General features: G+C 68.6%; 22 protein-coding genes and 1 tRNA gene. 6 read left to right on the top strand and 17 right to left on the bottom strand.

Translation table 11 applies throughout. From position 1 onward, the window contains the following. Positions 1–90: 90 nt before the first annotated feature. The 12 genes from ACZ63D_RS09360 to ACZ63D_RS09305 all read right to left on the bottom strand — a co-directional run bounded on the left by ACZ63D_RS09360 (position 91) and on the right by ACZ63D_RS09305 (position 15,390). Positions 91–1,053 (bottom strand): ABC transporter ATP-binding protein, encoded by a 963-nt coding sequence (locus tag ACZ63D_RS09360; RefSeq protein WP_465353819.1) that lies wholly within the window; start codon positions 1,051–1,053, stop codon positions 91–93. After that, on the bottom strand, positions 1,050–2,960 hold the full coding sequence (locus tag ACZ63D_RS09355) for a dipeptide/oligopeptide/nickel ABC transporter permease/ATP-binding protein (RefSeq protein ID WP_465353818.1): 1,911 nt from the start codon (positions 2,958–2,960) through the stop codon (positions 1,050–1,052). Before ACZ63D_RS09355 ends, ACZ63D_RS09360 begins: the two co-directional genes overlap by 4 nt. 1 nt (position 2,961) lies before the next feature. Next, positions 2,962–3,942 (bottom strand): ABC transporter permease, encoded by a 981-nt coding sequence (locus ACZ63D_RS09350; protein ID WP_465353817.1) that lies wholly within the window; start codon positions 3,940–3,942, stop codon positions 2,962–2,964. Next, the gene (locus tag ACZ63D_RS09345) at positions 3,942–5,534 is read right to left on the bottom strand and encodes an ABC transporter substrate-binding protein (protein ID WP_465353816.1); all 1,593 of its coding nucleotides are present in this window, start codon (positions 5,532–5,534) and stop codon (positions 3,942–3,944) included. Before ACZ63D_RS09345 ends, ACZ63D_RS09350 begins: the two co-directional genes overlap by 1 nt. 11 nt (positions 5,535–5,545) lie before the next feature. Beyond that, positions 5,546–6,439, bottom strand: a complete 894-nt coding sequence (locus ACZ63D_RS09340) for a serine hydrolase (RefSeq protein ID WP_465353815.1) — start codon at positions 6,437–6,439, stop codon at positions 5,546–5,548. Next, positions 6,436–7,827 carry a serine hydrolase gene (locus ACZ63D_RS09335; RefSeq protein ID WP_465353814.1) on the bottom strand — a complete coding sequence of 464 codons (1,392 nt, stop codon included), beginning with the start codon at positions 7,825–7,827 and terminating at the stop codon, positions 6,436–6,438. The genes ACZ63D_RS09340 and ACZ63D_RS09335 overlap by 4 nt, the downstream gene beginning before the upstream one ends. 120 nt (positions 7,828–7,947) lie before the next feature. Continuing rightward, complete coding sequence (locus ACZ63D_RS09330) at positions 7,948–8,835, bottom strand: serine hydrolase (protein WP_465353813.1); 888 nt, start codon at positions 8,833–8,835, stop codon at positions 7,948–7,950. Positions 8,836–9,001: 166 nt separating this feature from the next. Continuing rightward, positions 9,002–10,654, bottom strand: a complete 1,653-nt coding sequence (locus ACZ63D_RS09325; protein WP_465353812.1) for a PucR family transcriptional regulator — start codon at positions 10,652–10,654, stop codon at positions 9,002–9,004. 77 nt (positions 10,655–10,731) lie between these two features. Continuing rightward, entirely contained in the window at positions 10,732–11,838 is a 1,107-nt protein-coding gene (menC, locus tag ACZ63D_RS09320; RefSeq protein WP_465353811.1) for an o-succinylbenzoate synthase, read from the bottom strand. After that, on the bottom strand, positions 11,835–12,713 hold the full coding sequence (locus tag ACZ63D_RS09315) for a GNAT family N-acetyltransferase (protein WP_465354733.1): 879 nt from the start codon (positions 12,711–12,713) through the stop codon (positions 11,835–11,837). The genes menC and ACZ63D_RS09315 overlap by 4 nt, the downstream gene beginning before the upstream one ends. A gap of 47 nt (positions 12,714–12,760) precedes the next feature. Continuing rightward, positions 12,761–13,918: a M20 family metallopeptidase gene (locus ACZ63D_RS09310; RefSeq protein WP_465353810.1), complete on the bottom strand. Its 1,158-nt coding sequence runs from the start codon at positions 13,916–13,918 to the stop codon at positions 12,761–12,763. Further along, positions 13,915–15,390 (bottom strand): amidohydrolase family protein, encoded by a 1,476-nt coding sequence (locus ACZ63D_RS09305; protein WP_465353809.1) that lies wholly within the window; start codon positions 15,388–15,390, stop codon positions 13,915–13,917. Before ACZ63D_RS09305 ends, ACZ63D_RS09310 begins: the two co-directional genes overlap by 4 nt. Positions 15,391–15,541: 151 nt before the next feature. Between ACZ63D_RS09305 and ACZ63D_RS09300 the strand changes: the two genes are divergently transcribed. After that, the gene (locus tag ACZ63D_RS09300; protein ID WP_465353808.1) at positions 15,542–15,961 is read left to right on the top strand and encodes a VOC family protein; all 420 of its coding nucleotides are present in this window, start codon (positions 15,542–15,544) and stop codon (positions 15,959–15,961) included. A gap of 34 nt (positions 15,962–15,995) precedes the next feature. Here ACZ63D_RS09300 and ACZ63D_RS09295 read toward each other — a convergent pair whose 3' ends face one another. Genes ACZ63D_RS09295 through ACZ63D_RS09285 form a run of 3 tightly spaced genes read right to left on the bottom strand, consistent with a single transcriptional unit; the run spans position 15,996 to position 19,361 of the window. Then, complete coding sequence (locus ACZ63D_RS09295) at positions 15,996–16,898, bottom strand: MBL fold metallo-hydrolase (RefSeq protein ID WP_465353807.1); 903 nt, start codon at positions 16,896–16,898, stop codon at positions 15,996–15,998. After that, positions 16,873–18,102, bottom strand: coding sequence for an MFS transporter (locus tag ACZ63D_RS09290; RefSeq protein WP_465353806.1), 1,230 nt, complete (start codon positions 18,100–18,102; stop codon positions 16,873–16,875). The genes ACZ63D_RS09295 and ACZ63D_RS09290 overlap by 26 nt, the downstream gene beginning before the upstream one ends. Continuing rightward, positions 18,099–19,361, bottom strand: coding sequence for a carboxylesterase family protein (locus ACZ63D_RS09285; RefSeq protein WP_465353805.1), 1,263 nt, complete (start codon positions 19,359–19,361; stop codon positions 18,099–18,101). The genes ACZ63D_RS09290 and ACZ63D_RS09285 overlap by 4 nt, the downstream gene beginning before the upstream one ends. Before the next feature lie 445 nt (positions 19,362–19,806). On the opposite strand from ACZ63D_RS09285, the gene ACZ63D_RS09280 reads away from it, so the two are divergent. The 5 genes from ACZ63D_RS09280 (at position 19,807) to ACZ63D_RS09260 (ending at position 24,462) form a co-directional block, all read left to right on the top strand. Beyond that, positions 19,807–19,932 carry a hypothetical protein gene (locus ACZ63D_RS09280; protein ID WP_465353804.1) on the top strand — a complete coding sequence of 42 codons (126 nt, stop codon included), beginning with the start codon at positions 19,807–19,809 and terminating at the stop codon, positions 19,930–19,932. Positions 19,933–20,269: 337 nt separating this feature from the next. Then, positions 20,270–22,108: an asparagine synthase-related protein gene (locus tag ACZ63D_RS09275; protein WP_465353803.1), complete on the top strand. Its 1,839-nt coding sequence runs from the start codon at positions 20,270–20,272 to the stop codon at positions 22,106–22,108. Continuing rightward, positions 22,092–22,346 (top strand): lasso peptide biosynthesis PqqD family chaperone, encoded by a 255-nt coding sequence (locus ACZ63D_RS09270; protein WP_465353802.1) that lies wholly within the window; start codon positions 22,092–22,094, stop codon positions 22,344–22,346. The genes ACZ63D_RS09275 and ACZ63D_RS09270 overlap by 17 nt, the downstream gene beginning before the upstream one ends. Further along, positions 22,343–22,777 carry a lasso peptide biosynthesis B2 protein gene (locus ACZ63D_RS09265; protein WP_465353801.1) on the top strand — a complete coding sequence of 145 codons (435 nt, stop codon included), beginning with the start codon at positions 22,343–22,345 and terminating at the stop codon, positions 22,775–22,777. Before ACZ63D_RS09270 ends, ACZ63D_RS09265 begins: the two co-directional genes overlap by 4 nt. Next, the gene (locus ACZ63D_RS09260; RefSeq protein WP_465353800.1) at positions 22,774–24,462 is read left to right on the top strand and encodes an ABC transporter ATP-binding protein; all 1,689 of its coding nucleotides are present in this window, start codon (positions 22,774–22,776) and stop codon (positions 24,460–24,462) included. The genes ACZ63D_RS09265 and ACZ63D_RS09260 overlap by 4 nt, the downstream gene beginning before the upstream one ends. A 494-nt stretch (positions 24,463–24,956) precedes the next feature. On the opposite strand, the gene ACZ63D_RS09255 is transcribed toward ACZ63D_RS09260, so the two are convergent. Beyond that, a tRNA-Leu gene (locus ACZ63D_RS09255) sits at positions 24,957–25,030 on the bottom strand. A 117-nt stretch (positions 25,031–25,147) separates the two neighbouring features. Further along, positions 25,148–26,476, bottom strand: coding sequence for an NAD(P)/FAD-dependent oxidoreductase (locus ACZ63D_RS09250; protein ID WP_465353799.1), 1,329 nt, complete (start codon positions 26,474–26,476; stop codon positions 25,148–25,150). Positions 26,477–26,542 lie beyond the last annotated feature (66 nt).

Genomic DNA, 26,542 nt, shown 5'->3' with positions numbered 1-26,542 from the left:
TCCTTGGAGATCGCGGGCTCGTGGCCCTCGGATTCGCTGCTGTGCTGGTCGTTTCTCATCCGGCCACGGCCGCATGGCTTCGAGCAACGGTTACGTGCCGAGCGGGAATCGGTCTTCTTGCGGTCGGCCGACGAAGTGGCAGGCCGCGGCGTGCTCGCGGGGCGCGGCGTCCTCGGCCGGATCGGCCCGGAGGCAGATCTCGCGGTCGCTCCGCACGAGCGGGCCGACCGGGCAGCGCGGGTGGTACCGGCAGCCGGACGGCGGATGATGCGGATCCGGCGGTTCCGCGTCCGCGGTCGCGCCCGGTTCCCGGTCGAACAGCGACTTGTGCGCCGAGGGAGCGGCGTCGAGCAGGTCGCGGGTGTAGGGATGCTGCGGGTCGGTGAGCACCTGCTCGGCGGGCCCGGCTTCGACGATCCGGCCGAGATACATCACCGCGACGAAATCGCTGAGGTACCGGACCACCGCGAGGTTGTGCGAGATGAACAGCATCGACAGGCCGAGCTGCCGCTGCACCGAGCGCACCAGATTGAGCACCGCGCCCTGCACCGAAACGTCGAGCGCGGAGGTGATCTCGTCGGCGATCAGCGCCTGCGGCTGACCCGCGAGCGCCCGGGCGAGCGCGACGCGTTGCCGCTGGCCGCCGGACAGCTGACCGGGCAAGTGCGTCGCCCGGTCCGGATCGAGATTGACCAGCTCCAGCAGCCGGGCGACCTCGGCTCGGCGATCGGTCCCGCGCGGCATCGCTTCGGCGATCGATTCGCCGATGGTCATCCGCGGGTTGAGCGAGGAATACGGATCCTGGAACACCATCTGCAGCGGGCGCCGGCGCGGCAGTTCCCGCACGTCGACGCCGCCGAGCAGCACCCGTCCCGCACTCACCGGCGACAACCCGACGGCCGCCCGCGCGAGGGTGGATTTGCCGGAGCCCGATTCGCCGACCAGGCCGACGACCTTGCCCGCCGGGACGGTCAGCGATACGCCGTCCACCGCGGTGAGCCCGCGCCGTCCGCCGTAACGGACGCTGACCGAATCGAAGACCAGTTCGCTCATTCCGCACCTCCGGCGACGACGACAGCGCCCGCTGCTTCCGACAGTGCCGCATCCGGATGCCAGCACGCCACCCGATGTTCCAGCGCGAGCAGGGTCAGTTCCGGGTCCTCCTCACGACACCGATCCGTCGCCACCGGGCACCGGCTCGCGAACGCGCAGCCGGACGGCATCTGGTCCGGTTCCGGCGGGCGGCCGGGAATCACCGCGAGCGGCGCGTCCGGGTCTGTCTCCAGGTCGAGCGTCGTGGCCAGCAGTGCCCGCGTGTAGGGATGCCGCGGCAGAAGATCCGGGCCGGCGGCGGGCAGATCCTCCACGATCCGTCCGGCGTACATCACCAGAATCCGTTCGCAGGTTTGGGAAACGACCGCGATGTCGTGGCTGATCAGGATGATCGCGGTGTCTCGTTCGGCGCGGGTCTGGGCCAGCAACCGGAGCAACTGCCGTTGCACCGTCACGTCCAGCGCGGTCGTCGGTTCGTCGGCGATGATCAGCCTGGGGTCGCCCATCAGGCCCATGCCGATCATCGCGCGCTGCCGCATGCCGCCGGAAAACTCGTGCGGGTACTGTTTCGCCCGCCGTTCCGCGGCCGGGATGCGGACCGCGCGCAGCCGGTCCACCGCCCGCTCGAACGCTTTCGCCCGGGAAAGCCCGTGGTGCTGTTCGGAAACCTCGGCGAGCTGACGGCCGATCCGCCGGGTCGGGTTGAACGACGTCATCGGGTCCTGGAACACCATCGCCAGCGACGTCCCGAGCAGCGTCCGCAATTCGCGTTCCGGCGTGGTGAGCACAGGGGTTCCGGCGAAGTCCAGCCGGTCCGCGGTCACCGAACCCGGCGCTTCGATCAGCCTCGACACCGCGAGCCCGGTCAAGCTCTTCCCCGAACCGGATTCGCCGACGACGCCGATCGCCTCGCCCGCCCGCACGGTGAAACTCACGCCGCGCACCGGAACCGTCCAGCCGGTCGGCCGGGGGAACGCGACTTCCAGATTCTCGACCACCAGCACGGTGTCGTCCGTCGCCGCTCGGTCCACTTTGGACTTACGCGGCATCCGGGGGGCCAGCCGGGGCAAACGGGTCCGCACTCCGATCACCCCGGCGACAGTCTCGCCGAACAGGTTAAACGCGAGTCCCGCGATCACCACCGCGACACCGGGTGCGAGCGCCGCCGCCGGGTTGACGTAAATGCCGTTGAGGCCCTCGTTGAGCAACCGCCCCCAGTCGTAATCCGGGGCCTGCACACCGATCCCGAGGAACGACAGCCCGGAGAACGCCAGCAGCGCACCACCGGCGCCCATGGTGGCGTTGATCGCCAGCGGTTCCCCGATGTTCGGCAGGATGTGCCGGAACAGCAACCGGATCCGTCCCACCCCGGCGACCCGGGCGGCGGACACGAAGTCCCGCCCGGCCACCGAAGCCGACAACGTCTGGGTCAGCCGGGCGAACTGCGGCGTCAGCGCGAATCCGATCGCCATCACCGCGCCTTGGGTGCCCACGCCGAAGATCACCGCGAAGAACAGCACCAGCAGCAAGCCGGGGAACGCGACCGCGATGTTCACCGCCGCCGTCAACAGCCTGCCGAGCGGCCTCGGCAACACCGCGGGCAGCATGCCGAGCACCAAGCCGGTCGCGACGCCGAGCGCCGCGGCGAGCAGCGCCAGCAGCACCGAAAGCCGGGTCGCCACGAGCACGCGATAGAAAATGTCGCGGCCCAATTCGTCGGTGCCGACCAGATGGCCGGCCGACGGGCCCTGGCTGATCGCGTTCGTGTCGATGGCCGAAGCCGCGTCCTGCCACAGGATCGGGCCGAACACCGCGATCGCGAGGACGACCGCGAGCAGGGCCGCGGCGAACGCGCCGAGCGGGGTGCGCACGGCGGCCAGCCACTGTTGTCCGCGCCGTTTCGCCATCTCAGTTCTCCCGGATCGTCGAACGCGGATCGAGGACGGCCAGCAGCAGGTCCACGATGAGGTTCACCAGCAGCACGCCGATGCCGTACACCAGCACGATCCCCTGCACCAGCGGGTAGTCCTTCTGCAGAATGGATTGCGAGATCGTCGAACCGAGACCGGGCCAGGCGAAGACGTTCTCCACCAGCACGGTGCCCGCGACGAGGCTGGTCAGCATCAGGCCGCCGAGCGTGAGGGTCGCGGTCAGCGCGTTCGGCAGCGCGTGACGCAGGTAAATCAGCCGGGCGGGCAGCCGTTTCGCCCGCGCGGTGCGGACGAAATCGTTGCCCAGCACCGAAAGCGTCTCCACCCGGACAATCCGGGACAGCGTCGAGGCCGGGCCCAGCGCCAGCGCGATGATCGGCAGCACCAGCGAACCCGCGCCGTCGTGCCCGGCCACCGGGAACCAGCCGAGTTGCACCGCGAAGAACGCCACCAGCGCCACCGCGACCAAGAACTCCGGGATCGCGGCGAACAGCACGGTGGTCGAGGTGAACCCCAGCTCGGCACCGCGGTGCCGGCCGCCGCGGGTGAGCACGGCGAACGTCAGGCCGAGCGGAATCGCCAGCCCGATGACCACCACGAACGCGGGCAACGCCAGTTGCAGGGTCGCCGGGAGCCGGTCGGAGATGACGTCGCCGACCGGTTGCCCGGTCAGCATGGACGTGCCGAAATCGCCGCGGAACAGCCCGCCGAAATAGTCGAGATACTGCTGCCACAGCGGATGATGCAGCCCGAGCGCGGCACGCCGGGCGTTGACCAGCTCGATCGGCGCGGTCAGGCCGAGCGCCGCGCGCACCGGATCGCCCGGGATCAGCTGGATCATCAGGAACGCCATGGTCACCAGCACCCACAGCGACACCACGAACCGCCCGAGGCGGCGGGCGCCGAAGGTCAGCCAGGGACTGACCTTCGGGCCCGTTACGGCGATCGCGCCGGTCATCAGGCGTACATCCGGATGGACGCCGGCATGAGGTAGCCGTTGACGATCTCGAACTTCGCGTTGCTGCCGTAGGTCGGCACCACCGAGTTCGCGAACTGCACCGCGTCCTGCCGGGAGAACAACGCCGATTCCGCGGCCATCCAGTCCGCACAGCCCGCTTCCCCGGCCTGCGTCGCCGCCTTGGCGACCAGCGCGTCGTACTGCGGGTTCTTGATGTGCGCGAAGTTCGTGCCCTGCGGCGGCTGCCCGCCGGACATGAACGGCACCAGCTGGCTGGGCAGGGTCAGGCCGAGCGGGGCCATCGAGATGTCCCACTCGCCGGTGGCGAACAGCGCCTGGCTGATGCCCGGGCTGTCGAGGCCCTTGAGCGTGACGTCGACGCCGATGGCCTTCCAGCCCTGCTGCATCAGCTCCGCGCTCGGGGCCATCGTCGGACCGACCTGCGTGCCGTAAATCGCGGTCAGCGCGAGCCGCTTCCCGTCCTTCACCCGGATGCCGTCCGGTCCCGGTTTCCAGCCCGCCTGATCCAGCGCCGCCTTGGCCGCGGCGACGTCGAAACCGGGGATCTTCCCGGTGACCGAATCGCCGTCGCACGGCCGGGGCTCGATGGTGACCATGCCCTTGACCGGTGCACTGCCGTCCCGCGTCAGTACCTTCGCGACCTGCGGGAGGTCGAGCGCCTGCACCAGCGCGCGGCGCATCGCCTGGTCCGCGCCGAACCGACCGGGCGCCTGGTTGAAGAACAGCTCGCCGAACGGGGAGACGAGATCGGCGTGGTACAGCCGCTGGGCCTTGAGCCGCTGCTGGTCCTGCCCGATCACCGTGGCAGCGTTGACCTCGCCGGACAGCAGCAGGTTTGACGTCGTCGTCATGTTCGGGATGACCCGGACGTTGACCTTGTCCGGCAGGCCCTTCTGCTTCGGGTCGAACTGGCCGGGACCCCACGTGTAGTCCTTGCGACGGGTCAGCGTGTAGTGGTCGTTCGGGACGATCTCGGTCATGGTGAACATGCCGGTGCCGTTCTCGCCCTTGGCGAGCGTTTTCCGGTCGGCCAGCCCCTTGGCGCAGACGATCGGCAGGCCGGAGAGGTTGCGGAGCAGGAAGGCGTCCGGTGCCCCGCTGGTGATCGTGACCTTGTCCGCCTCGGCGACGGCCTTCGTGCCGCTCTGCACCGTGACGCCCGCGAGCGGGGACTTGTTCGCCGGATCGCCGACGAAGTTGATGTTCGCCGCCACGTCGTTCGCGGTCAACGGGCTGCCATCGGAGCAGGTCACGCCCTTGCGCAGGGTGAAGGTCGCGGTGGTCGTGGTGGCGTCCCACTTCTCCGCGAGCCCCGCCACCGGCTGGCCCTTCGAGTCGAGATTGATCAGGCTGTCGTAGAGGAACCCGTCGAGGTTGCGGGCGACCGACAGCACGGTGATCGCCGGGTCGAGCGTTCCCGGATCGGTCGGGATGGCATAGGTGAAAGTCTTGCCGTCGACCAGTTTCTGGTTCGCGGTCCGGTCCGTCCCGGATTGCGCTGATCCCCCGCACGCGCTCACGGTCAAGGCCACCACGCCCGCCATCGCGGCGGTGAGCCGGGCAGTTTTCATGGGATTTTCTCCTACGGAGTCGCGCTCTGGAGGTGGTCGATCGCCAGCCGGGCGGCGGCGCCGATGGACGCGTCGACCGCGGGAAGGCGGTCTTCGAGAGAGTGCGCGCGAGTGAACACCGCGACCGCGAACTGGCGGCCGTCCCCCAGGGTCACCACGCCTGCTTCGTTGCGGATTCCGGGCAGCGTCCCGGTTTTCGCCGCGACCTGGACGCCGGACGGGAAGCCCGACGACAGCCGGTGCGGCCAGATCTGCTGCGCCATGATCGTGCGAACCCGTTCACACGCTTCGGGTTCGCCCGCGCGATCGGTCCAGATCGCGTCGAGCAAGGCGGTGATCTCGCGCGGCGTGGACGACGTGGTGCGTTCCGGATCCCGGACCGACAGTTTGTCCAGCTGCTCCGGTGTCGCTCCGCCGAGCAGCGCTTCGAGATCGGACTCCGGGGTGCCGCCGAGGTCGGAGACGACGGACGCGAACAAGTCCTCGCAGCAGCCGATCAGCCGAGTGCGTTCGAGCCCGAGATCGGCCAGCACCCGGTCTATCGTTTCCTGGCCGAGCCGGTGGTAGAGGACGTCGGTGGCCGCGTTGTCGCTCATCGTGAGCATGAAGTGGGCGAGGTCTCGCCAGCTCATTTCGACGTCGTCGGCGCAGCCCGCGGTGCCGATGCCGCCGATCCGGTACCGCGCGGTCACCTTGGTCCGCTGGGTGTCGTCCAGCCGTCCAGCAGCGACCTCGCGGGCGTAGGCGAGCGCCACCGGGATCTTGAACACCGACGCGAGCACCACCGGGTCGTCCCCGCCCGCCGACACTTCGCGGCCGGGTGAGCCGATCTCCCTGGCGTGCAAGAACCCTTCTGCGCCAGCGTCGGCGAAGACGGCTTCGATCTCGGCGCGGATCCCGCTCACTGGGAGACCCGCCGGTCCGCACGTCCAGTGTGGACGAACTGCGCACGGCCGTTGCCGTCGTCGCCGACGAACGCGTGTGCCATGTAGACACCGGGCAGCTGCTCCGTTTTCGCGACGAAGGTGTCGCCCTGACACGGCAGCAGTTCTTCCTTAGCCGGCGGCGCGCTGCTGAGTTCCGCGAAGATTCCCTTGGGCGTCCGCGTCATCCAGAGCTTGCCGTCCTCTTCGGTGACGACCGTGTCGGCGACCATCGACGAGTACTCGCCCACGTAGCGGGACAGGTCGGCCGGGGCCGCTTCCGGATTCGGCTGGGGCAACGGAGGAACCGCGACACCAGCGAGTTCGTCCAGCAGTTTGGTGTAGATCTCGTGGTAGACGTGCAGCGGATTGCCGCCGTTGGTCAGCAGCGCGACCGCCACGCCGCGTTCGGGCACCACACGCAGGAAAGCCGACTGGCCGATGGTGCCGCCGTCGTGGCCGATCACCTTGCCGCCGTCCCAGTCGAACAGCATCCAGCCGAGGCCCCAGTGGGCGGACATGAGACCGAGGTACGGCACATCCACCTGAGGTTCACGCATCGCGAGCAGCGATTCCGGCAGCACCACCTGGGTGCCGTCGTCGGCTTTGCCTTCGTTCAAGTGCATCCGGACGAACGTCAGGAGGTCGCGCGGGCGCATCGCGAGCGTCGAACCGGCCGGCGAGTTCGAGCGGGTGAGCGCCCAGACCGGTGCGGGCACCGGGTCCTCGCCCGGCTTCGGGGAAATGTGCCCGATCGCGGCGCGGTAGCGGATCGCGTCGTAGGGGCCCGCCGCCGCGTGGGTCAAGCCGAGCGGGGCGAAGAGGTGCTCGCGCACGCAGTCGTCCCAGCATTTGCCGCGCAGCACCTCGGTGATGCGGCCGAGCACGCAGTAGCCGGCGTTGTTGTAGGAGAACCGCTCGCCGGGCGGGAAAAGCTGCGGCACGTCGGACAGCGTCGCGACGAGCTTCTCCACGCAGTCGTCGCCGGGGCCGGTGTCGGTGAAGATGTCGCCTTCGAAGCCAGCGGTGTGACAGGTCAGCTGCCGGACGGTGATCGCCGCCGCGGCCTCGTCGTCGCCGAGCGCGAACTCGGGCAGGTAGTCGCGCACCGGCCGGTCGAGGTCCAGTTTGCCCTCGTCGACGAGCTGCATGATCAGCGTGGTCGCCCACACCTTAGTGATCGACCCGATCTGGAACACCGAGTCCACAGTGGACTCCACGCCGGTGCCCTTGTTGAGCACGCCCGCCGCGTGGTCGATCACCTCGCCGTCGGCGAGCACCGCGATCGCGGCCCCGGGCACCTGATGCTTGGCCAGCAGAGCGGCGAAATTCTCCTGGAGCCAGGTCTCGATTTCGGAAATTTTCGACATGTGCACCTTCTGTCCGGGGGGTGGGAGGACCGGCGTTTCGGAAATGCTAGGTCGGTGGCGCACGTCACTTGTTCGTCCGGATCGATGAGAGCCGGGGGAAAGTTCCTCCGCTCCGACGAATCAGGCCGAGCGCAAGGACTCCACCGCCGTCGCCGCGGCGAAACCGATGAACGCGTCGCGCTCGGGCACCCGGGACCGGGAATCCTCGGCGCGGGTGAACACGGCGACCGAATACCGGCCGCCGTCCGGGTACTCGACCACGCCGACCTCGTTGCGCACCGCGGGCAACGTGCCGGTTTTGCCGCTGGTGCGGATACCGTCGTCCGGGAAGCCCGAACGCAGGCGGTGCGGCCACACCTGCAGTTCCATCCAGCGCCGGACGTCCGCGCACGCCTCCGGCGGAGCCGCTTCGTCGCGCCAGATCAGTCCCAGCAAGCGGGTCATTTCGGCGGCGGTCGTACGGCAGGATTTTTCCGGTTGCAGCGCACGCAACCCGGAGACTTGTTCGTAAGTGAGTTCGGCGAGCGCTCGTTCGTCGTCCTCGTAAGAGACGCCCAGGTCTTCGCCGATGGTGGCGAGCAGTTCGCCACAGTCCTGCGGCACGACCGTTTGCGTGAATCCGAGACGCCGCAAGGTGTCATTCACCGCGTCTTTGCCGACTTCGGCGAGAATCAGGTCGGTGGCGACGTTGTCGCTGATCCCGATCATCAGAATCGCCAAATCGTGCCAGGACATCAGGACTTCGTGGCGGAAGGTGGCGAGACCGTACGGGCTCGGGGTGGGATGCCCGGGCTGGACGGCGACACGGGTGCCGAGGTCGAGCGTGCCTTCGGCGGCCTGGCGGGCCAGTTCCAGCGCGATCGGGACCTTGAACACCGACGCGGGGACGACCGGGACGTCCTCGCCGATGCCGAGACCGCGGGTCCCGTCGATCTCGGCGGCGTGCAGCCGGACCTCGACGCCGACCTCCTTGGCGCGGCGGGCGATCGTTTCGGATGCGGTGGCCATGGCCCTCCTGTCTACTGTGGACTCGAACGGCGACGGGCGGGAATTTTCCGGCGCGAAACGAGAACCTCCCGCCGGTCTCCCATTGTCTCGGGCACGGCCGGGTCCGGGGTTGACGCGTTCGCAGGAAAGTTGCCGGGAGTTTCAGTGCCCGGAGAGCAAGCCGCGCTCAGGCTTCTTCGGGTTTTTCCCCGCGCGGCAGCAAACGCAGCTGCACCATCGCCGCGAACCGGTCCCCCGGGTCGTCGAGATCGATCCCGCCGACCTCGGCGAGCCGGCGCAACCGGTACCGGAACGTGCTCGGATGCACGTACGCCGCGGCCGAGGCGGCGCTGATGTCCCCGAACGAATCGAGCCAGCACCGCAACGTGTGCACCAGCTGGGACTGATGTTTGGTGTCGTACTCCAGCAGCCGCGCGATCGGCCCGGTCGCGACGTCGCCGCGGGCCGCGGAAAGGTCGGCCAGCTCCAGCATCAACGCCTCGATGTGCGCGTCCTCGGCGGTGATTACCCGCTTCGAACCGCCGTTGGTGAGCAACACCCGCAACGCCCGGTCGGCCCCGTCGCGGGACGCGCGCAGCCCGGACGGGTCGAGCGCGAGCGGTCCGATGCCGATCGCCGCGGCGACCCGGCGGCCGGTCCGTTCGAGGAAGGTCGACGCGACGCGCGCCGAACGTTCGCGGCAATCGCCGTGGTTCCCGGGCATCGGGACGATGCCATACGCGACGTCACCGACCAGCGCGACCGCCGATCGGGGCTGAACGGCGCTGAGGTGCATGGCGAACGCGTCGGCGACCCGCTGGCGTTCCGCGGCCAGCCGGAGGTCGTCGTCGGGAGCCTCCAGCAAGCCCATGGCGAGCACGATCGTGGGCTGCCCCAGCAATCCCAGGCGCGCGATCGCTTCCTGCGCGCCGGAGCCGCCTTCGAGCGCGGTGCTCACCAGGTCGGCGCGCAACCGGCGTTCGACGTCCGCCCCCGCACGGAGGCGAAGCAGATGCAGCGCAACGACTTTCGAGGCGTCGATCAAGGCCGCGGTACGTTCTTCGCTGAGCTCTTTGTCGACAGCGGCCCAAATCGACCCGAGGACCTCGTCTCCGGCGCGGACCGCGAGCGCGGCCCGGACCATGATGATCTCGTCGTCGTAAGAGTCTCCCGGATAGAAGTAAACCGGGCCTTGGTCGCGGTAGAGCCGCTCGAAAAAACCGTCCTTCTCCAGCCGGCGAGTGAACCGTTCGGGCACTTGGCGGCCGAGGATCGTTTCGACCCGCGAGGGGTCGGCCTCGTCCTGACGTCCGGAGAACGCGAGCACGCGCGAGTTGCGGTCCTCGATGGTGACCGGGGCGTCCAGCAGCGCGGCGATGGCGTTGGCGAGTGCGAAAAGATCGCCGGACGGCATCCCGCCGAGCGTCTGCGGGGATACGTCGCCGACGTCGCCCTCGGCGAGCAAGGTGCGGAGCATGGCGGCCAGCTGCGCCCACGACGCGCCGCTGGCGAGCCCGAGCAACGCGACCCCCGAGGAATTGGCCGCCCGCACCAGTTCAGCCGAAGCGGCGACCGGCGACCGCACGACCAGCGCGGTCGCACCCCGCGCGGCGACGGCGCGCAGCAACTGCGCGATCTCGCCGGATTCGCGGACCCCGACGCCGAGAACCACCGCCTGCGCCGGGAACTCCGCGTCGTCGTGCGGATCGTGGATCACCACGCCGCCGAGGTGGCGGCGCGTGTCGCGGCCGACCGCGACCGGTTCGAGGAGCACGTCCCCGAGCGCTTCGAGGACGCGTCCCAGACTCGTGTGCGGCTTGCTCGGCACGGGTGTCAGCACCCCCCGAAGGTAGATCCGGCCTCATCGGGACCGGCTGGTCCGATCCGACCAAATCTACCTCCGGAATTCGTAGCTGGCTACGAACTGATCCACGCCTTTGCCGTGGTCACCTCGTCGAGCAGCTCCGGAATCGGTGCCACGCCGAGGCCTGGTCCGGTCGGCACCGGCAGGTGCCCGCCGTCCAGCACGAAGGGCTCGGTGATGTCGGTCCGGTAGAACCGGCCGGACGCCGAGGTGTCGCCGGGCAGGGTGAAGTTCGGCAGAGAGGCCAGCGCGACGTTCGCTGCCCGGCCGAGCCCGGTCTCGATCATCCCGCCGCACCACACCGGGATCCCGTGCGCCGCGCAGACGTCGTGCACCCGCCGCGCCTCCAGGTACCCGCCGACGCGGCCGGGTTTGATGTTCACGATCTGGACCGCGCCGAGTGCGATCGCGTCCGCCGCCGCGCGGGCCGACACGATCGACTCGTCGAGGCAGATCGGCGTCTGGATCCGGCGGGCGAGTTCGGCGTGGCCGAGCACGTCCTCCTCCTCCAGCGGCTGCTCGATCAGCAGCAGGCCGAACGGGTCGAGCTTGGCCAGCTGCGGGGCGTCGCCGAGGGTGTAGGCGGTGTTCGCATCCACCTGCAGCAGCACGTCGTCGCCGAAGCGTTCGCGGACCGCGCGCACCGGCTCGACGTCCCAGCCCGGTTCGATCTTGAGCTTGATCCGGACGTAACCCTCGTCGAGGTAGCCGCCCACGACGTCGAGCAGCTGGGGGATGGTGTCCATGATCCCGACCGAGACCCCGCACGGGACGGAATCGCGCACCGACCCCAGCTCGGCGGCGAACGACCGCTCGTGCGCGCGGAGTTCGGCGTCGAGCACCGCCATTTCCAGCGCGCCCTTGGCCATCCGGTGGCCCTTGAACTTCGCCAGCAGCGGTGTCACCTTCGCCGCGGTGAGGTCGTCCGCCGCGAGCAGCGCCGGGATCAGATACTGCCGCAGCACGTCTTCCGCGCCGTTGTTGTACTCCGACGAGTACACCGGCGCGGCCATCGTCACGCATTCGCCCCAGCCCTCGCTGACCGGCGTGACCGCGCGCAGCAGCAAGAGCTCGCGGACGGACTGGGTGCCGAACGAAGTCCGGAACGGGGCGACGAGCGGCATCTGCACCCGGCGCAGTTCCACACCGCTGAGTTTCACTGCTCCTCCTTGGAGATCACGTAAAAGCCGGTTCGGTCGAAGCCGGTCACCTGCCCGCCGTCGGCCATCAGCCCGCCGAGCGTTTCGCGCAGCGCGGCCCGCCACGCGTCCGCCCGGGCGGGATCGGTGCCGCGCAAGCCTTCGATGTCCGGCGGGACGGCGACGAGCAGTACCGGGGCGTCAGCGGTGCCGGCGGCCGGACCGCCGTCCGCGGCCACTTCGAGGGCTACCGCCGCACCTTGGCCGAGCAGGGCCTTGGCATCAGTGCGGATCGGTTCGCCGAACGCGGCGGTCCGCACAGTCGGACTGGCCAGGTCCCAGGACACCATCAGCCGGTCGGTGTCGCCCGAACCGTTGATGCCGTCCTCCATCGGCCCGTAGAAATCTCGCAGATAACGCACCGGAAGCGCACCGAGTTTGCCGAGGTTGAAATAGGCGTTGCGGCGCACCAGCGGGTCGAACGTCCATTTGATCGCCGAGACATCCTGCGCCAGCGCCCAGCCACGCTGGTGCAGTTTCAGCGCGTACCCGATTCCGCGGCCTACGCCAGCCTTGGCCACCCCAGCGATGTGACTGTGCAGACTGCCTTTTCCCGGATTTCCGAAAAAGCCGACGCAGGCGCCAAGCATTTCTCCGTCGGCGAACGCGCCCGCCACGTAATTGCCCGCCGCGGACAGTGCGCGCAGCAGTTCCGTGGTCACCGGCCGGGTGCCGGGCGCGGACCGCCAGATCGTCTCGAACAGCACTCCGACCGCGCTCATTTCGGCGATCTCGGTGATTTCCCGGATCTCGACCCCCGAGGCGGCGGCCGCCGCCCGAGCGGCCGCGACCGCCTCGTCGCACGTTTCCGCCGCGACGGGTCTTTCCGTGTTCATCGCAAGATTCGTCACGGGATGATCCTTTCCCGGTTTCCCCGCCGACGTCACCGTCGGGCTCGACCAGAATCGTCCGCCGGATTCGTCGGAACCGACGGACTTCCCTTGGTCAGCACGTTTTCCACCAGCGCGGCCAGCAACGCCGTCCGCCGCGGCAATTCCTCGACCAGGACATGTTCGTGATCGGCGTGCGCTCCGCCGCCGACCGCGCCGAGACCGTCGAGCGTCGGCACGCCCAGTCCCGCGGTGTAATTGCCGTCCGAAGCCCCGCCGACAGCCGCTTCGGTCAATTCCGGCAAGCCGAGTTCCGCAGCCAATTCCTTTGCTAGACCGAACAAGGCGGCTGAGGAAACGGCGTCCAGCGGCGGCCGGTTGATGCCGCCGGTGATCCGTACTTGGGCTTCGGCGAGCACCGGTTGCAACGCACGGACTTCCCGGTCAACGCGAAGCTGCTCTTCTTCATCCCACACGCGCACGTCGACCTCAACCGCCGCCGCGGCTGGCACGGTGTTGACTGTGGTGCCCGCCGACAGCACCGTCGGAACCACGCTGGTCCCGCGTTCCGGGCTAGCGAGCGCGGCGACCGCGAGTACTTGGTGCGCGATCTCGATCCCGGCGTTGATCCCCTTCTCGGGTTCGAGCCCGGCATGCGAGGCGCGTCCGGTCACTTCGATCCGGTAGTGGGAAACACCTTTGCGCCGAGTCTTGATCGCGCCGCCGTCCGCCGAAGCCTCCAGCACGAACGCCGCCGCGCAGCCCCGCGCTTCTTCCTCGATCAGTCCACGGGACGACGGCGAGCCAAGCTCCTCGTCGCCAGTGATCAAAATGGACAGTCCACTTCGGTCTGCTAGTGAAGCCGCGACATGCAACGCCATCACGACGCCGGTCTTCATGTCGAAACAACCCGGCCCACGCAAGACACCGTCCTGTACGGAAAAAGGATGCGTCTCCAGCGAGCCCATCGGCCAGACCGTGTCATGGTGGCCGAGCAGTAACACCCGCGCCGGTCCGTCACCGAACCGCCAGCGGAGATGCGTCCGTCCATCCAGGACAATCCGCTCCGGCTCCACGCCAAGCAATGCCTTGCCGACACCGGTCAGTACGTCGGCGTTGCGCGCGACCGCGTCGAGGTCTGAGGACGGGGATTCGCAGCGCACCAGCGTTTCGATGTCGGCGAGCAGAGCGTCCACGTTGAACTCGGTCATCGCGGCTCACCTCGCAACGGCTGGCCGGGGAACGCGTCGGTGAGCAGTTCTCCATCACGCACGACCGGGGTTCCCGCGACGAACAGATGACGCACGCCGACCGCGGGCCGGGTCGAGTCGAAATATGTTGCGGTATCGGTGATCGCGGCCGGATCGAGGACGACGATGTCCGCGTCCGCACCGACGTTCAACCGGCCCTTGGTCCGCGCGCCGGGCGCGACCTCGTCGAGCACCCGCGCCGGAAGGTACGAGCAGCGCCGGAAGGCTTCCAGCCAGGTCCAGACCCGGGCCTCGCGCACCATCAGCCGCAGCGACTTGGAGAACGTCCCCGCCGTGCGCGGATGCGTCGCGCCACCCGGCGGCAGCGGCCACTCGGTGGATTCGTTGGCCCCGTTCGGCCAGTACACCGGCATCGCGTCGCTCGCGACAATGGAGTCCGGGAAGGCGAGTGCCTGGTGCAACAGTGCGCGATCCGCCGAGTCCTCCTCGTCGAGGAACTCCAGGATGCACGGTGCCCCCGGGGTCTCGGCGCGCACCTGCAGCAACCGTCCTTCGTCCGCGATCCGCTCGCCGGTCTCCAGCAGGATCACGCGCGACGGGTTGAGGCCCTTCATCTTCAGCCGCTCCGGCGAGATGAAAGCCGCGCCGACCGCAGTGCTGCCCGCGCCGTACGGATAAGCCTCGACGGTCACCCGCGAGCCCGCGGACCGGCCCTTCTCCAGCGCGGCGAGCACGCGGTCGATATGCCGTCCGGACGTGCTGTTGACGTGGCAGTGATGCATCGCCGCGCCAGTCTCGGCCGCGACGATCGCGATCTCCTCCGACCCGTCGGCAGGCGTGGCCGGATCGACCTCGACCAGCTCGCGGACGTGCGTATACGTCGGAGCCTCGGCCTGCTTAGCCAGCTTCGCCAGAGCCAGGAACTCGGCCGGATCGCTGGCCGGCGCGTACCCGAGCAACACGCCGACGCCGAGCGCGCCCGCCGCCAGCTCACCCTCCACCAGCGACAGCCACGCGGCCAGCTCGGTCTTCGACGAGGACCGCTGCCACGCCGGATTGCCGAGCACGGAAAGCCCGGTGTTGATGTCCGCGTCCGGCTCGATGCCCGCGAGCACCTTCGCCCGCGCCGAACCCCACGAGGCCGAGAAGCCGTAGTGCAGCGGACGCCCCGCCGCGGCGGCCTCGGCGTAGGCCCGTTCGACCGGCATCAATCCGGCCTCCAGGTCGAGTGCCGTCGTGACGCCGTCCATCGCCTGCAGCCGCTGTCCGGCGATCGTGTGCACGTGGCTGTGCAGGTCGATGAACCCCGGGCCGACCACGTACCCGGCGACGTCGATCTCGACCTGGTCGTCCGCACTCGGCAGTCCCGGTCCGACCGCGAGCACCTCGCCGTCGGATATCAGCACGTCGGCTGTTCCGTCGAAGCCCGTAGCCGGGTCGATGACGCGACCGCCACGCAGCAGTGTCCGCATGCTTGCCTCCTCGCCTCGCTGCTGGCGACCCTAGGAGGTTTCCCGGGCAGTACGTTCGTGCGCGCGGACGAATCCGGGGCGGCAGATCTCTCCGCGCGCACCAACCGGAATTCGGTGGGCTGGGCAGCCGCGCGGCCTTAAGCTCGCGCTCATGGCCTGCCGGATCACCGAACTCGTCCTCGACTGCGCCGACCCGCAACGGATGGGTGATTTCTGGTGCGAAGTCCTCAGCTACGTCGAACTCGGCTGGGACGGCGACGACCTCGAGATCGGCCCGCCCGGAGCCGGTTTCGGCGGCCCGCAGCCGACGCTGATCCTCAGCCGCAGCACCGACCCGAAACCGGCGAAACTGCCGCTGCACCTCGACGTGAACCCGACCGACCGGGACCAGGACGCCGAACTGGAACGCCTGCTCGCGGCCGGGGCGCGGCCCGCCGACGTCGGCCAGACCGGGGAGGAGTCGTGGCACGTGCTCGCCGACCCGGAGGGGAACGTGTTCTGCCTGCTCCGCCGCCGCGTCGACCCGGTAGCGGACTCAGCGGTCCGTGAGGGGAACCCTGAGGGAATCTGATTCCCTCAGGGTTCCCCTCACGGCTTTTGCCCAGCTACGCGAGCCACTCCCGGTACCGGAACTGCCCAGCCCGGGTCAGGTCGGCAGCGAACTCGAAGCCATACCCGTCCCTGCCGCGCCGCACCCGCCCCGCCGACGGCACCGGGAAATGCGTCGGAAGCAGCACCGCACCGCTCACCGCCGCTTCTTCCAGCACGCGATCCCGAACCTCCGCCGCCTTCCCCGGCTCCACGCAGTACCGCGTGCTCAACTCCGGGTGCCGGACCTGCACGCCGTGATGCATCGTGTCCCCGGCAAGCAGCACAGTCCCAGCGCTGCCGCGCACCCGCACGCACACGCTCCCTGGGGTATGCCCAGCCGCGGGAACGAGCTCCGCGTGCTTCCCCACCTCCGCGTCCGGGGCGACGAAACGCAACCGTCCGGCCTGCTCGATCGGCAGGACGCTGTCGGCGAAATAGTCGCCAGTCCGGCGCATCGCCGCCCCACCGGCTTCACTCGACCAGTAGCGGAACTCCTCCTCGACCACGAAGTGCGGGGCATGCGGAAACACCAGTTCACGCTCGGCAGTGGCAGCCCCGACGTGATCCGTGTGCAGATGGGTGAACACCACCGCGTCGACGTCCTCCGGCCGCAGCCCGGTCGCGCGGAACTGCCGCATCCACCGGTCCGGCAACTGATCGAACTCCGCGCGCCGACGGTGCTTCCCCGCCCCGACACACGCGTCGACCACCAGCACCTCGTCCGCGGAGCAGACGAGGAACGACTGGATCACGAAGACCAGCTTCCCCGCCGCCCGGTCGAACCACGGCTCCTGGGCGTACCAGTCCGCCAGGTCCGGTTCGAGTCCCGGGAAGAACTCCCCGGGCTCGATCAGCAGCCGGGCGTCCTCGATCAGGGGAACTACCGCGACGTCACCGAGATCGAACCAATGCGCCATCAGGCTGCCTCCTCGCCTTCGGCCGCACCCGGCTGAGCCCGACCGCGCAAGCGATCGCCACCAGCACCGGAACGGCAGTCACCAACACGATGGTCTGGGCGGACAACGCGAGCGCGAGAAGCGCGCCCGCGACGCCCGGCCCGACGATCGACCCGATCCTCCCGAGCGCCGCCGCCCAGCCGACTCCGGTGATGCGAGTGTCCGAGGGATAGATCGAAACCGCCAGGGTGAGCTGGCCGATCTGTCCCGCGGTGACCCCGAAACCGGCACCCGCCAGCAGCACGAACAGCAGAGTCTCGTCGACCGGCACCGTCGCGACGAGAACCATGCACACCGCCCCGATGGCGGGCATCAGGATCAGCGCGCGGGCGATCCCGATCCGCGCGGCCAGCGGGATGAGCACCAGGCCGCCCGCGATCCCGCCGAGAGTCAGGAACGCGAGCCCCAGCGGAGCCTTCCCCGCGGCGAAGCCGTAGCCGGTGAGAAGAGTCGGGACCCAGGAGATCAACACGTACGCGGTGATGAAGATGAGGAACGAAAACGCCCAGATGAGCGAGGTCGGCAAGCGCAACCCCGGGCCGAACAGCTTGCTCACCTTGGCTTCCTGCTTCGCGCTGCTCGCGACCGGAGGCTCTTGAGCGGGCAGCGCCACGGCCATCACCGCGGCCAGCAGCAACGGTGCCAGCCCGGCGACGTAGAAGACCCCGGCCGACCCGACGCTGTGCAGCAGTTTGCCGCCGAAGAACCCGCCGAGACTGCTTCCGGAAGCGAGGCCGAGGGTCACGGCAACGGAGACCAGCTCCCGGCGACCCTCCGCGCTGTGTTTCGTCGCGAGCGCGACCCCGGCCGGCAGCACCAGCCCGAGTCCGAGCCCGGTCACCAAGCGCGTCGCGGCGAAGACCGGCATGGATTTCAGGTGCAGGATCACCGCGGTCAGCACGGTCGCGCCCGCGAAGATCAGAACGCCGGTGAGCACCACCGACCGGGCCTTCATCCGGGCTCCGACGTAACCCGCGGCCAGATAGCCCGCAACCACCCCGATATTGGTCAGCACGAGCGGCAGAGTGAAGGCGGCAGGTGCGCTGCCCCATTCGTGAGACAGCGTCGGGATCGTGAACGAAAGTGCGGCAGTGTCGAAGCCGTCCAGGAGGACCGCGAGGAAACAGAGCAGGACGACTGGCCAGTGGATGCCGGGCTTGGTCATGGCGTGTTCTCCAGTGCGTGAGAAGGATTTTCGATCCGGAGGTTCGCGCCTCCCCAGCCCGGCGAGCCCGAGCGCGCGAATTCGTTCCACCACAAGCGCATCTGGGCACCGAGACGTTCGACCTCGGCCCAGTTCGTTTCCCCCAGCATCGGGCTCCCGCGCCACGATTCCCTGGTACCCAACAGGAAGGGCAGTTCGAGGCAGTGGATCGCACCGTAACCGCCGTGTTCCGGAGCCCAGCCGAACTCGTAGGAGTACACAGTCCCGTCGTACTGCCGCGCCAAATCACGCGCCGGGCGGCCGAAAAGCGACTCGGTCTGGTCCGCGATCGCTTGCCGGATCCCGTCGTCTTGAACCCCGATCGCGAACGCCTCGCACTCCCGCGTGGTGTACCCGATCATCAAGTCCGGCAATGGATCAGACAATCGCACCTCGAGGTCGACGATCCCGAATGGCGGCCGGGTCGACGTCGGGTCCTTCGCAGCGTTCCATCGAAGCGTGCGCGACTGCGCGGTCAGCAATTGATCCACCGAAGCACTGACCGGATCGCCATCGACCGCATCGACGAAATACTGGCCGATCTCAAGTGCCACATCGCGTTTCTGGATGATCCCGGGATCCGGAGAACTCTGGACGATCGCCCGCCGGATGAGCGGACGACTGTCCGGCATGGACAGCAAGGCGAGCGTCGAAAGCGCGCCCGCGGACTGCCCGAATACGGTGACGTTTCCCGGGTCGCCACCGAACGCCGCGATGTTGTCGCGCACCCATTCGAGCGCGAGCACTTGGTCCGTCAAGCCGAGATTGCCCTCGCTGACGCCTTCGCAGACCAGATAACCGAACGCCCCCAGCCGGTAATTGACCGACACCACCACGACGTCACCGTCCGAGGCGAGCCGTCCGCCGTCATACCAGGGAAGCGTGCCGCCGCCGCTCAAGAAGCCGCCGCCGTGCAACCACACGAGCACTGGACGCGTCCCGGTCAGCCCCGGCGTCACGACGGCAAGGTTGAGGCAGTCCTCCGACTGAGGCGGTTCATCCTGCGGCGGCCCCATCGCGGCTTCCAGCCGGGAATCGAGCTGCGGGCAGATCGGCCCAGGGAGCCGGGCGTCGGAACGCGGCTCGGCCGGTCGCGGCGGCTGGAACCGTTCGGCGGTGCCGTATCGCACGCCACGGAACCGCAGCAGGCCGTCGTCACCGCGAGAGCCGATGACCGGACCGGACGGTGACTGGGCGGTGACAGGATGGCATTCGGTCATCTCGGCTCTCCTTCGAGCGTGCGTCCGACGCCAGCCTGGAGACCGCCGTCGACCCGCAGCCAGGCTAAGAAAGTCCGGAATGCCTGACCAATGCTCTTTGCCACCGGAGACATGTTCGCCCGGCTATACCGCACCGGAGAAGACGACCGCCAGTCATTCCCCGAGCGCACGCGGGAACCGCCGCCATCCCCTTTTCGGAATTCAGTACGCGTCCAGAAGCATTTCGCGCACGGGATGCACTCTTCCGCATATTGTTCATAAAAACAAAATCCACATCGCCGTCGGCCCAACTGATTCGACTGAACGTCCGAGTGTCAGCACCGGGCAATCCTGCTAGCGTCTTCTGCGCGGAGGACTTCGCACTTCCGGAAAGTTCATCAGCGATCGCTATCGAACCCATAAGTAATTCCCCGAAGAAAGAGCGAACAGAGGAGGACTGATTTCTGTGAAGACACTTCCCGAGCGCTACGAAGCCCCCGAGGCATCCTCTGTCGGCTGCTTCGCGACCGACACCCGGCGGCTGCGCCGCGGCGGACGCGACCACCGCCGGCACGGGCGTCGTCGCCGCTGAGCAGGCGATCCCTTCGCGGGTAGCGTCTGCCGCCGCCCGCTGAGCTGAGCTGACGTGGCTGGAGGTCGAGTCAACCGGTCTTCAGCCACGTTCGTCATTCCATCACTCACCAGCGGAACAAGCTGAGCAGAGGGCTGGTTTTCATGAAAACCCTTCCCCCGCACTACCAAGCCCCTAAAGCATCAGCGGCCGGACGTTTCACCGCCGACACCCGCCGCTTCGGCCGGGGCCCGCGCGACAGCCGCTGGCTCGGACGTCAGCTCTACCGAGCCCGCAGCACTCGTTACCCGCTGCGCTGACCCGTTCTTCCGCCAAATCGATCCCGTCCGGTGGTCCGATGAACGCTTTGTCGAGCAGTCTTGTCGTCCTCCCGGATTCCCCGGGCGGCACCGCGTTGCTGCCGCGGGTTCCGTACCGGCGGCCCAGCGTCCTGTTCCATTCCTCCGGACGGCCATGGCTGGCCGGACGCTGGGAGCCGGGGGAAATCCAGGTCGCCATCGCGGGCCGGGCCCGCGTCGCCGTGTTCGGGTTCTGCCCGATGCCGGTCGAACGGCTGACCGCCTACGCCGCCCGCCTGCGCACCGCGGCCGACGTGGACGCGCTGGCCCGCGTTCTGCCGGGGAGCGCGCACCTCATCGCGTCGGTGAACGGGCAAGTCCGGTTGCAGGGCACTCTCGCGAACCTGCGCCGCGCCTTCCACACCCGGATCGACTCTGTCCCGGTCGCGGGCACCCGCGCCGACGTGCTGGCCGAGATGACCGGCGCGGACCTGGACGAGGATCTTCTCGCCGCGCACCTGACGGAAATGCAGCTGCTCCCGCCGCTGATCGAGAGATGCTGGTGGCGCGGGGTGCACTCGGTGCCGCCGGATTCCGCTGTCGTGCTGACCGACGACGAACCAGCCCGCACGGTGCGCTGGTGGCACCCGCCGGATCCCGTCCTGCCGATCCGCAAAGGCGCTCCCGCGGTCCGCGCCGCGTTGCGGGAATCGGTCGCGGTCCGGCGTCCTGCCCAGGGCCGGTTGTCGCTGGACCTGTCCGGCGGAATGGACTCGACCACGCTGTGTTTCCTCGCCGCCGAGCAGACTCCCGACCTGTTCACCTTCCGGTGGACCGGGGGCAGCGTCGCCAACGACGATCCGATCTTCGCCGCCGCGGCGGCACAGCTGCTCCCCGGGGTCGAGCATTTGGAACAGTCCGACGACAGCGCTCCCGCGTTGTTCGCACCGCCCTATAAGACGGGTGATCTGGAAGCACCATGGGCGATGACCCGCGGGCTGAACGGCTCCGCCCACGGCGTGCGCATCCTCGCCGAACACGGCTCCGGACTGCATCTGGCCGGGCACGGCGGGGACGAGGTTTTCAGCGCGTCGCCCAGCTACCTGCACACCTTGGTCCGCCGCCGCCCCCTCACCGGCCTGCGCCAGCTCCGGGTCTACCGCAGTCTCGGCCGGTGGTCGTGGCCGCGCACCCTGGCCGCACTGGCCGACCGGCAGAGCTGGGCAGACTGGTGGCGAGAGTCGGCCGACCAGCTCACCGACCCCCTGCCCCGGCCCGGGACCCCAGACCTGAGCTGGGCCGATCCGGTCCGAGCCGCGCCGTGGGCCACCGGCGACGCGCTCGCGACGACCCGCCGGGTCCTGTACGAAGTCGCGGACGAGGCCACCCCGCTGGCCGCCGATCGCGGTCAGCACGAAGCACTGACCAGCCTGCGCGCCGCGGGGCCGCTGTGCCAGCAAATTCAGCGCGAGTACGCCGCCGAAGGCGTCCCCCTCGACCTCCCGTATCTGGACGACCGAGTCATCGAAGCCGCCCTCGCGGTCCGGACCTCCGACCGTTTCACGCCCTGGCGGTACAAACCGCTGCTCGCCGACGCGATGCGCGGGCTGGTCCCGGACGTCATCCTCGACCGCACCACCAAGGGCGACTACCAGGACGACGATGACGCCGAAGCGCACCGCCACGTGCCCGACCTGCTCGACTACTTCGCCGACTGCGCACTCGCCGCGCGCGGCCTGCTCGACCTCGACGCGTTCCGCGCCTGCCTGCTCGAACCGCGCCTGGACGACGAGGTGGAAGCACATCTGGAAACCGCACTCGGCTGCGAAATGTGGCTGCGGGCGATCGCCGACGCCCGGCCAGCGACCGAACGGAGGACCCATGCACCTGCACCCTGACACCGCGCTCACCGACACTCCGGACGGTTCGGTCCTGCTCAACCAGCGCACCGGAAGCTATTGGCAGGTCAACCGGACCGGCACGCACACCCTCGGCCGCCTGCTCGCCGGCGAGACCCCCGACCAGATCGCCGCAGACCTCGCCGCCCGATACGACGTCGACGCCAGCCGGGTGCGAGCCGACATCGCCACCATGACCGAAAGCCTGCTCGCCGCCGGATTGGTCGAACCGTCGTGAGCCAGCCGACCGTGGTACCGCGTCGAATTCACCTGCCCCTGCACCGAAAACCGCTGCCGCTGCTGATGGTCGGCCTCGCCACCGTGCTGACCGCGTTGTCCCCCAAACATCTCTGCGCGATTCTCCGCTTCGTCCGGCGAGGTGCCCGCCCCGCCACCTTCGAGCAAACCCGCACCGCGCGTCGATCAGTGGTCGCGATCAGCCTGCGCTGCGCAGGCGACGGCTGCCTGCTCCGTTCCGTCGCCACCGCCCTGCTGTGCCGCGCACACGGCACCTGGCCGACCTGGCGCACCGGCGTCCGCACGCAACCGTTCAGCGCGCACGCATGGGTCGAAGCCGACGGCAAAGTTGTCGATGAAATCCATCCCGCGGGCTACTTCGCCCCGCTGTTGACCGTCGCGCCCCTCACCGCCGAGGACCACCCGGAATGACCCTCACCGCACCTAAGACGGCCGCCGTTCGCTCCCGGGTCGGCCTGCGCCATCTGTTCACTGCTACCCGCGGACACCGCAAAACCATCACCGTCGCGCTCTTATTTACCCTAGTCGGAGCCGGACTTGGCTTACTGCAACCAATCCTGGCCATGCAAACCATCGACGCCGTCGGCACCGGCAGCGCAGTAGGCTGGCTTTTGGCCGCCTTAGTCGCCGTGTTCATCGCCGAAGCCGTCGCCGACACGATCGGCCGGTATTGGCTGGAACGCTCCGGCGAAGGCGTCGTGCTGAGCCTGCGAGTACGCCTGATCAGCCATCTCCTGCGCCTGCCGATGCGCCTTTACGACCAACACCGGATCGGCGACCTGCTGTCCCGAACGACCGCCGACACGACCCTCCTGCGCGACACCCTCGCCTACGACCTGGTCGAAATGCTCACCGGCAGCTTCGTGGTCATCGGCGGCACCGTCGCCATGCTCTGGCTGAGCCCCCTGCTGTTCGGCATCGTGGCGGTCATCGTCGGCGGCGTCGGCGGCGTCACGCTGTTCGTGCTGGCACGCATCCGAAACGCCACCGAAAACGCGCAAGACAACCTAGGCTTGATGGCCGCGGAACTGGAACGCGCCCTCAGCGCCATCCGCACCATCCGCGCCACCCGAGCGGAAGACCGGGAAACCGCCCGCATCGGCCACTACGCCCGCACGACGTACCAGGACAACATCCGCGCCGCCCGCCTCAACTCCATCGCCGGCCCAGCCGTAACCCTCTCCGCCCACGGCGCCCTCATCGCGGTCCTGGTGACTGGCGGAATCCAAGTAGCCAACGGAAACCTGACCCTGGCCGAACTAGTCGCCTTCCTGCTCTACGTCAGCTACATCGCCGTCCCGAGCGCCGGATTGTTCGAACTGGCCGCGATCATCCAAAAAGGACTAGCCGCATTCCAGCGAGTCCACGACATGACCCAGCTCCCCATCGAAACCGACCACGCCCCCACCTCGCTGGTCTCCCAGCCTTCCGCCCCAGTACTGGAACTGCGCGACGTCTGGTTCAGCTACCACCCCGACCGCCCAGTACTGCGCGGCGTGTCCTTCACCGTGCCCCGCCAAGGCCACGTCGCCCTGGTCGGCCCGTCCGGGGCGGGGAAATCGACCATCCTCGCGCTGATCGAGCGTTTCTACGAGCCAGACCGCGGAACCATCCTGTTCAACGGACACCAGCCGTCGATCGCCGAATGCCGCCGAAGAATCGGCCTGGTAGAACAAACGACCCCGATCCTGCACGGCACACTGCGCGACAACCTCACCTACGCCGCTCCCGATGCGACCGATGAGCAAATCCGCGACGTTCTTGCGAAAACCAACCTCACGGATTTCGTAGACCACCTCCCGGCAGGCTTGGAAACCCCCGCAGGCGAACACGGCACCATGCTCTCCGGCGGCCAACGCCAACGCCTGGCCATCGCCCGAGCCCTTCTGGCGCGCCCAGAACTGCTGCTCCTGGACGAGCCAACGTCCCAGTTGGACGCGGCCAATGAGGCAGCGTTCGCGCGAACGCTGGATCAGGTGGCTGGGGAGTGCGCCCTGCTGGTGATCGCCCACCGCCCAGCCACGGTGCGCCGGGCGCAGACGGTGATCGCATTGGAGCAGGGACGGATCAGCACTGAGGTGGGGTTGGTCCCGTAGTCGGCCCAATGTCCTTGGTTAAGTAGTTCACTTCGCACCACCCACTTCGTTTGGCCTGAACGAGATCCGATCGTCTTCCGACCTGATGCCACACAGTCGAGGCGGGGGACGATTTCGTTTCTCTCCACCTACAAGTGGGTGACCTCACCGCCATCTCGTCGACCTGGCGTAGCCCGATCACGTCGCGTCAAGGGGGCACCTTCCCACGATCCGCAGCGTGCCAACCGAACTGCCCCCTTGACGCGACGTGATAGCCCTCGGGGAGGTCGACGAGATGGCGGCAGGTCACTCACGAACGCAACGTCCGCGCACTCCCAGCCATCTCGGAGACCTGCCCGTCCGGCGAGGACACTTCTTTTCTTCGCGGACGCGACCCTAGGTGCACGGTCTCACCAACCAACGCCATCACACTGGAAAGCAGGTGCCTCGACTCCGGCAATTCCGGGGATTGCTCTTGATCAGACTTCGGAAGAGTCACTGACCAGCCAAACCAGTGCCCCCGACGGGGTTCGAACCCGCACTGGGTCGATTTTAAGTCGACTGCCTCTGCCAATTGGGCTACGGGGGCCCACCCACCCTAGCGAACCCACCCCCACCCACAACAAAGCCGGGCCGCCCAACGAGCGACCCGGCTTCATCCACAAGCCAGCGAACCCCAAAGAGCCCAGAGGACTCGAGAAGAACCTCAGCCCTTGCTAGCCCGGTTGAACTCTTCCTTCGGGTTGTTGATCTGCCCCAGCGAAATAACCTCCCGCCGGAACAACCCCCCGAGCATCCAGTCGAACAGGATGCGGATCTTGCGGTTCCACGTCGGCATCGCCTTGAGGTGGTACGCGCGGTGGAACAGCCACGCCGGGAAGCCCTTGATCTTCATGTTCAGCGCGTCCGCGACGCCCTTGTGCAGGCCGAGGCTCGCGACCGCGCCCAGGTTCTTGTGGTAGTAGTCCTTCGGCTGGCCGCCGCGGATCACCTTGATGATGTTCTTCGCCAGCAGGCGGGCCTGGCGGACCGCGTGCTGGGCGTTCGGCGGGCAGGTGGCCGTCGGGTCCTGTTCGGTGCGCGACAGGTCCGGGATGGCCGCGTTGTCGCCGGCGGTCCAGACGTCCGGGTGGCCGACGACCTGCATCGCGGCGGTGGCCTCGACGCGGCCGCGCTTGTCGAGCGGCAGGTCCGAGCCGGCGAGGACCGGGTTGGCCTTCACGCCCGCGGTCCAGATGATCGTGTCGGTGTCGAACTCGGTGCCGTCCGAGAGGACGACGTGGCCGTTTTCGAACGACTTCGCCGCGGTCGACAGGTAGACCTCGATGCCGCGCTTCTCCAGCTGCTGCACCGTGTACACGCCCAGCGTCTCGCGCACCTCGGGCAGGATCCGGCCGGCCGCCTCGACCATCACCCAGCGGATGTCCGCCGGTTTGATGTTCGGGTAGTAGTTCTCGACCGCGAAGCGGGTCATGTCCTCGAGCTCGGCCAGCGCTTCGATGCCCGCGAACCCGCCGCCGACCACGGTGAACGTGAGCAGGCGCTTGCGCAGCTCGGGGTCGAGCGTGCTGGCGGCCTCGTCCAGCTTGGTCATGATGTGGTTGCGCAGGTAGATCGCTTCGCCGATGGTCTTGAAGGCGATGCCTTCCTCGGCGAGGCCCGGGATCGGCAGGATCCGCGCGACGGCGCCGAGCGCGACCACGAGGACGTCGTAGTTCAGCGTCTCGATGTGGCCGTCGGCCGCCTCGACGGTGACGGACTTGCGCTCGTTCTCGATCTTCGTTACCCGCGCGGTCAGCACGTGGCAGCGCTTCAGCACGCGGCGCAGCGGCACGACCACGTGCCGCGGCTCGATCGCGCCGGCCGCCGCCTCGGGCAGGAACGGGGCGTAGGTCATGTGCGGCTGCGGGTCAACGACGGTCACGGAGGCCTCGTTGGCGCGCAGCATCTTCTGAAGCCCGTACGCGGTGTACAGGCCGACGTATCCACCACCGAGGACGAGGATCCGAGTCGGTTCCGACTTCGCAGCAGCCATGTACCTATAGTCGCACTTCCGAAGCTGCTTCGCTCGGGTACCCCACCCCGCTGTGACCAGCATCGC

It is taken from the genome of Amycolatopsis sp. NPDC104775 (assembly GCF_055583325.1).
Note: the sequence above shows the minus strand (reverse complement) of the source record. Positions and strands in the feature narration are given on the sequence as shown.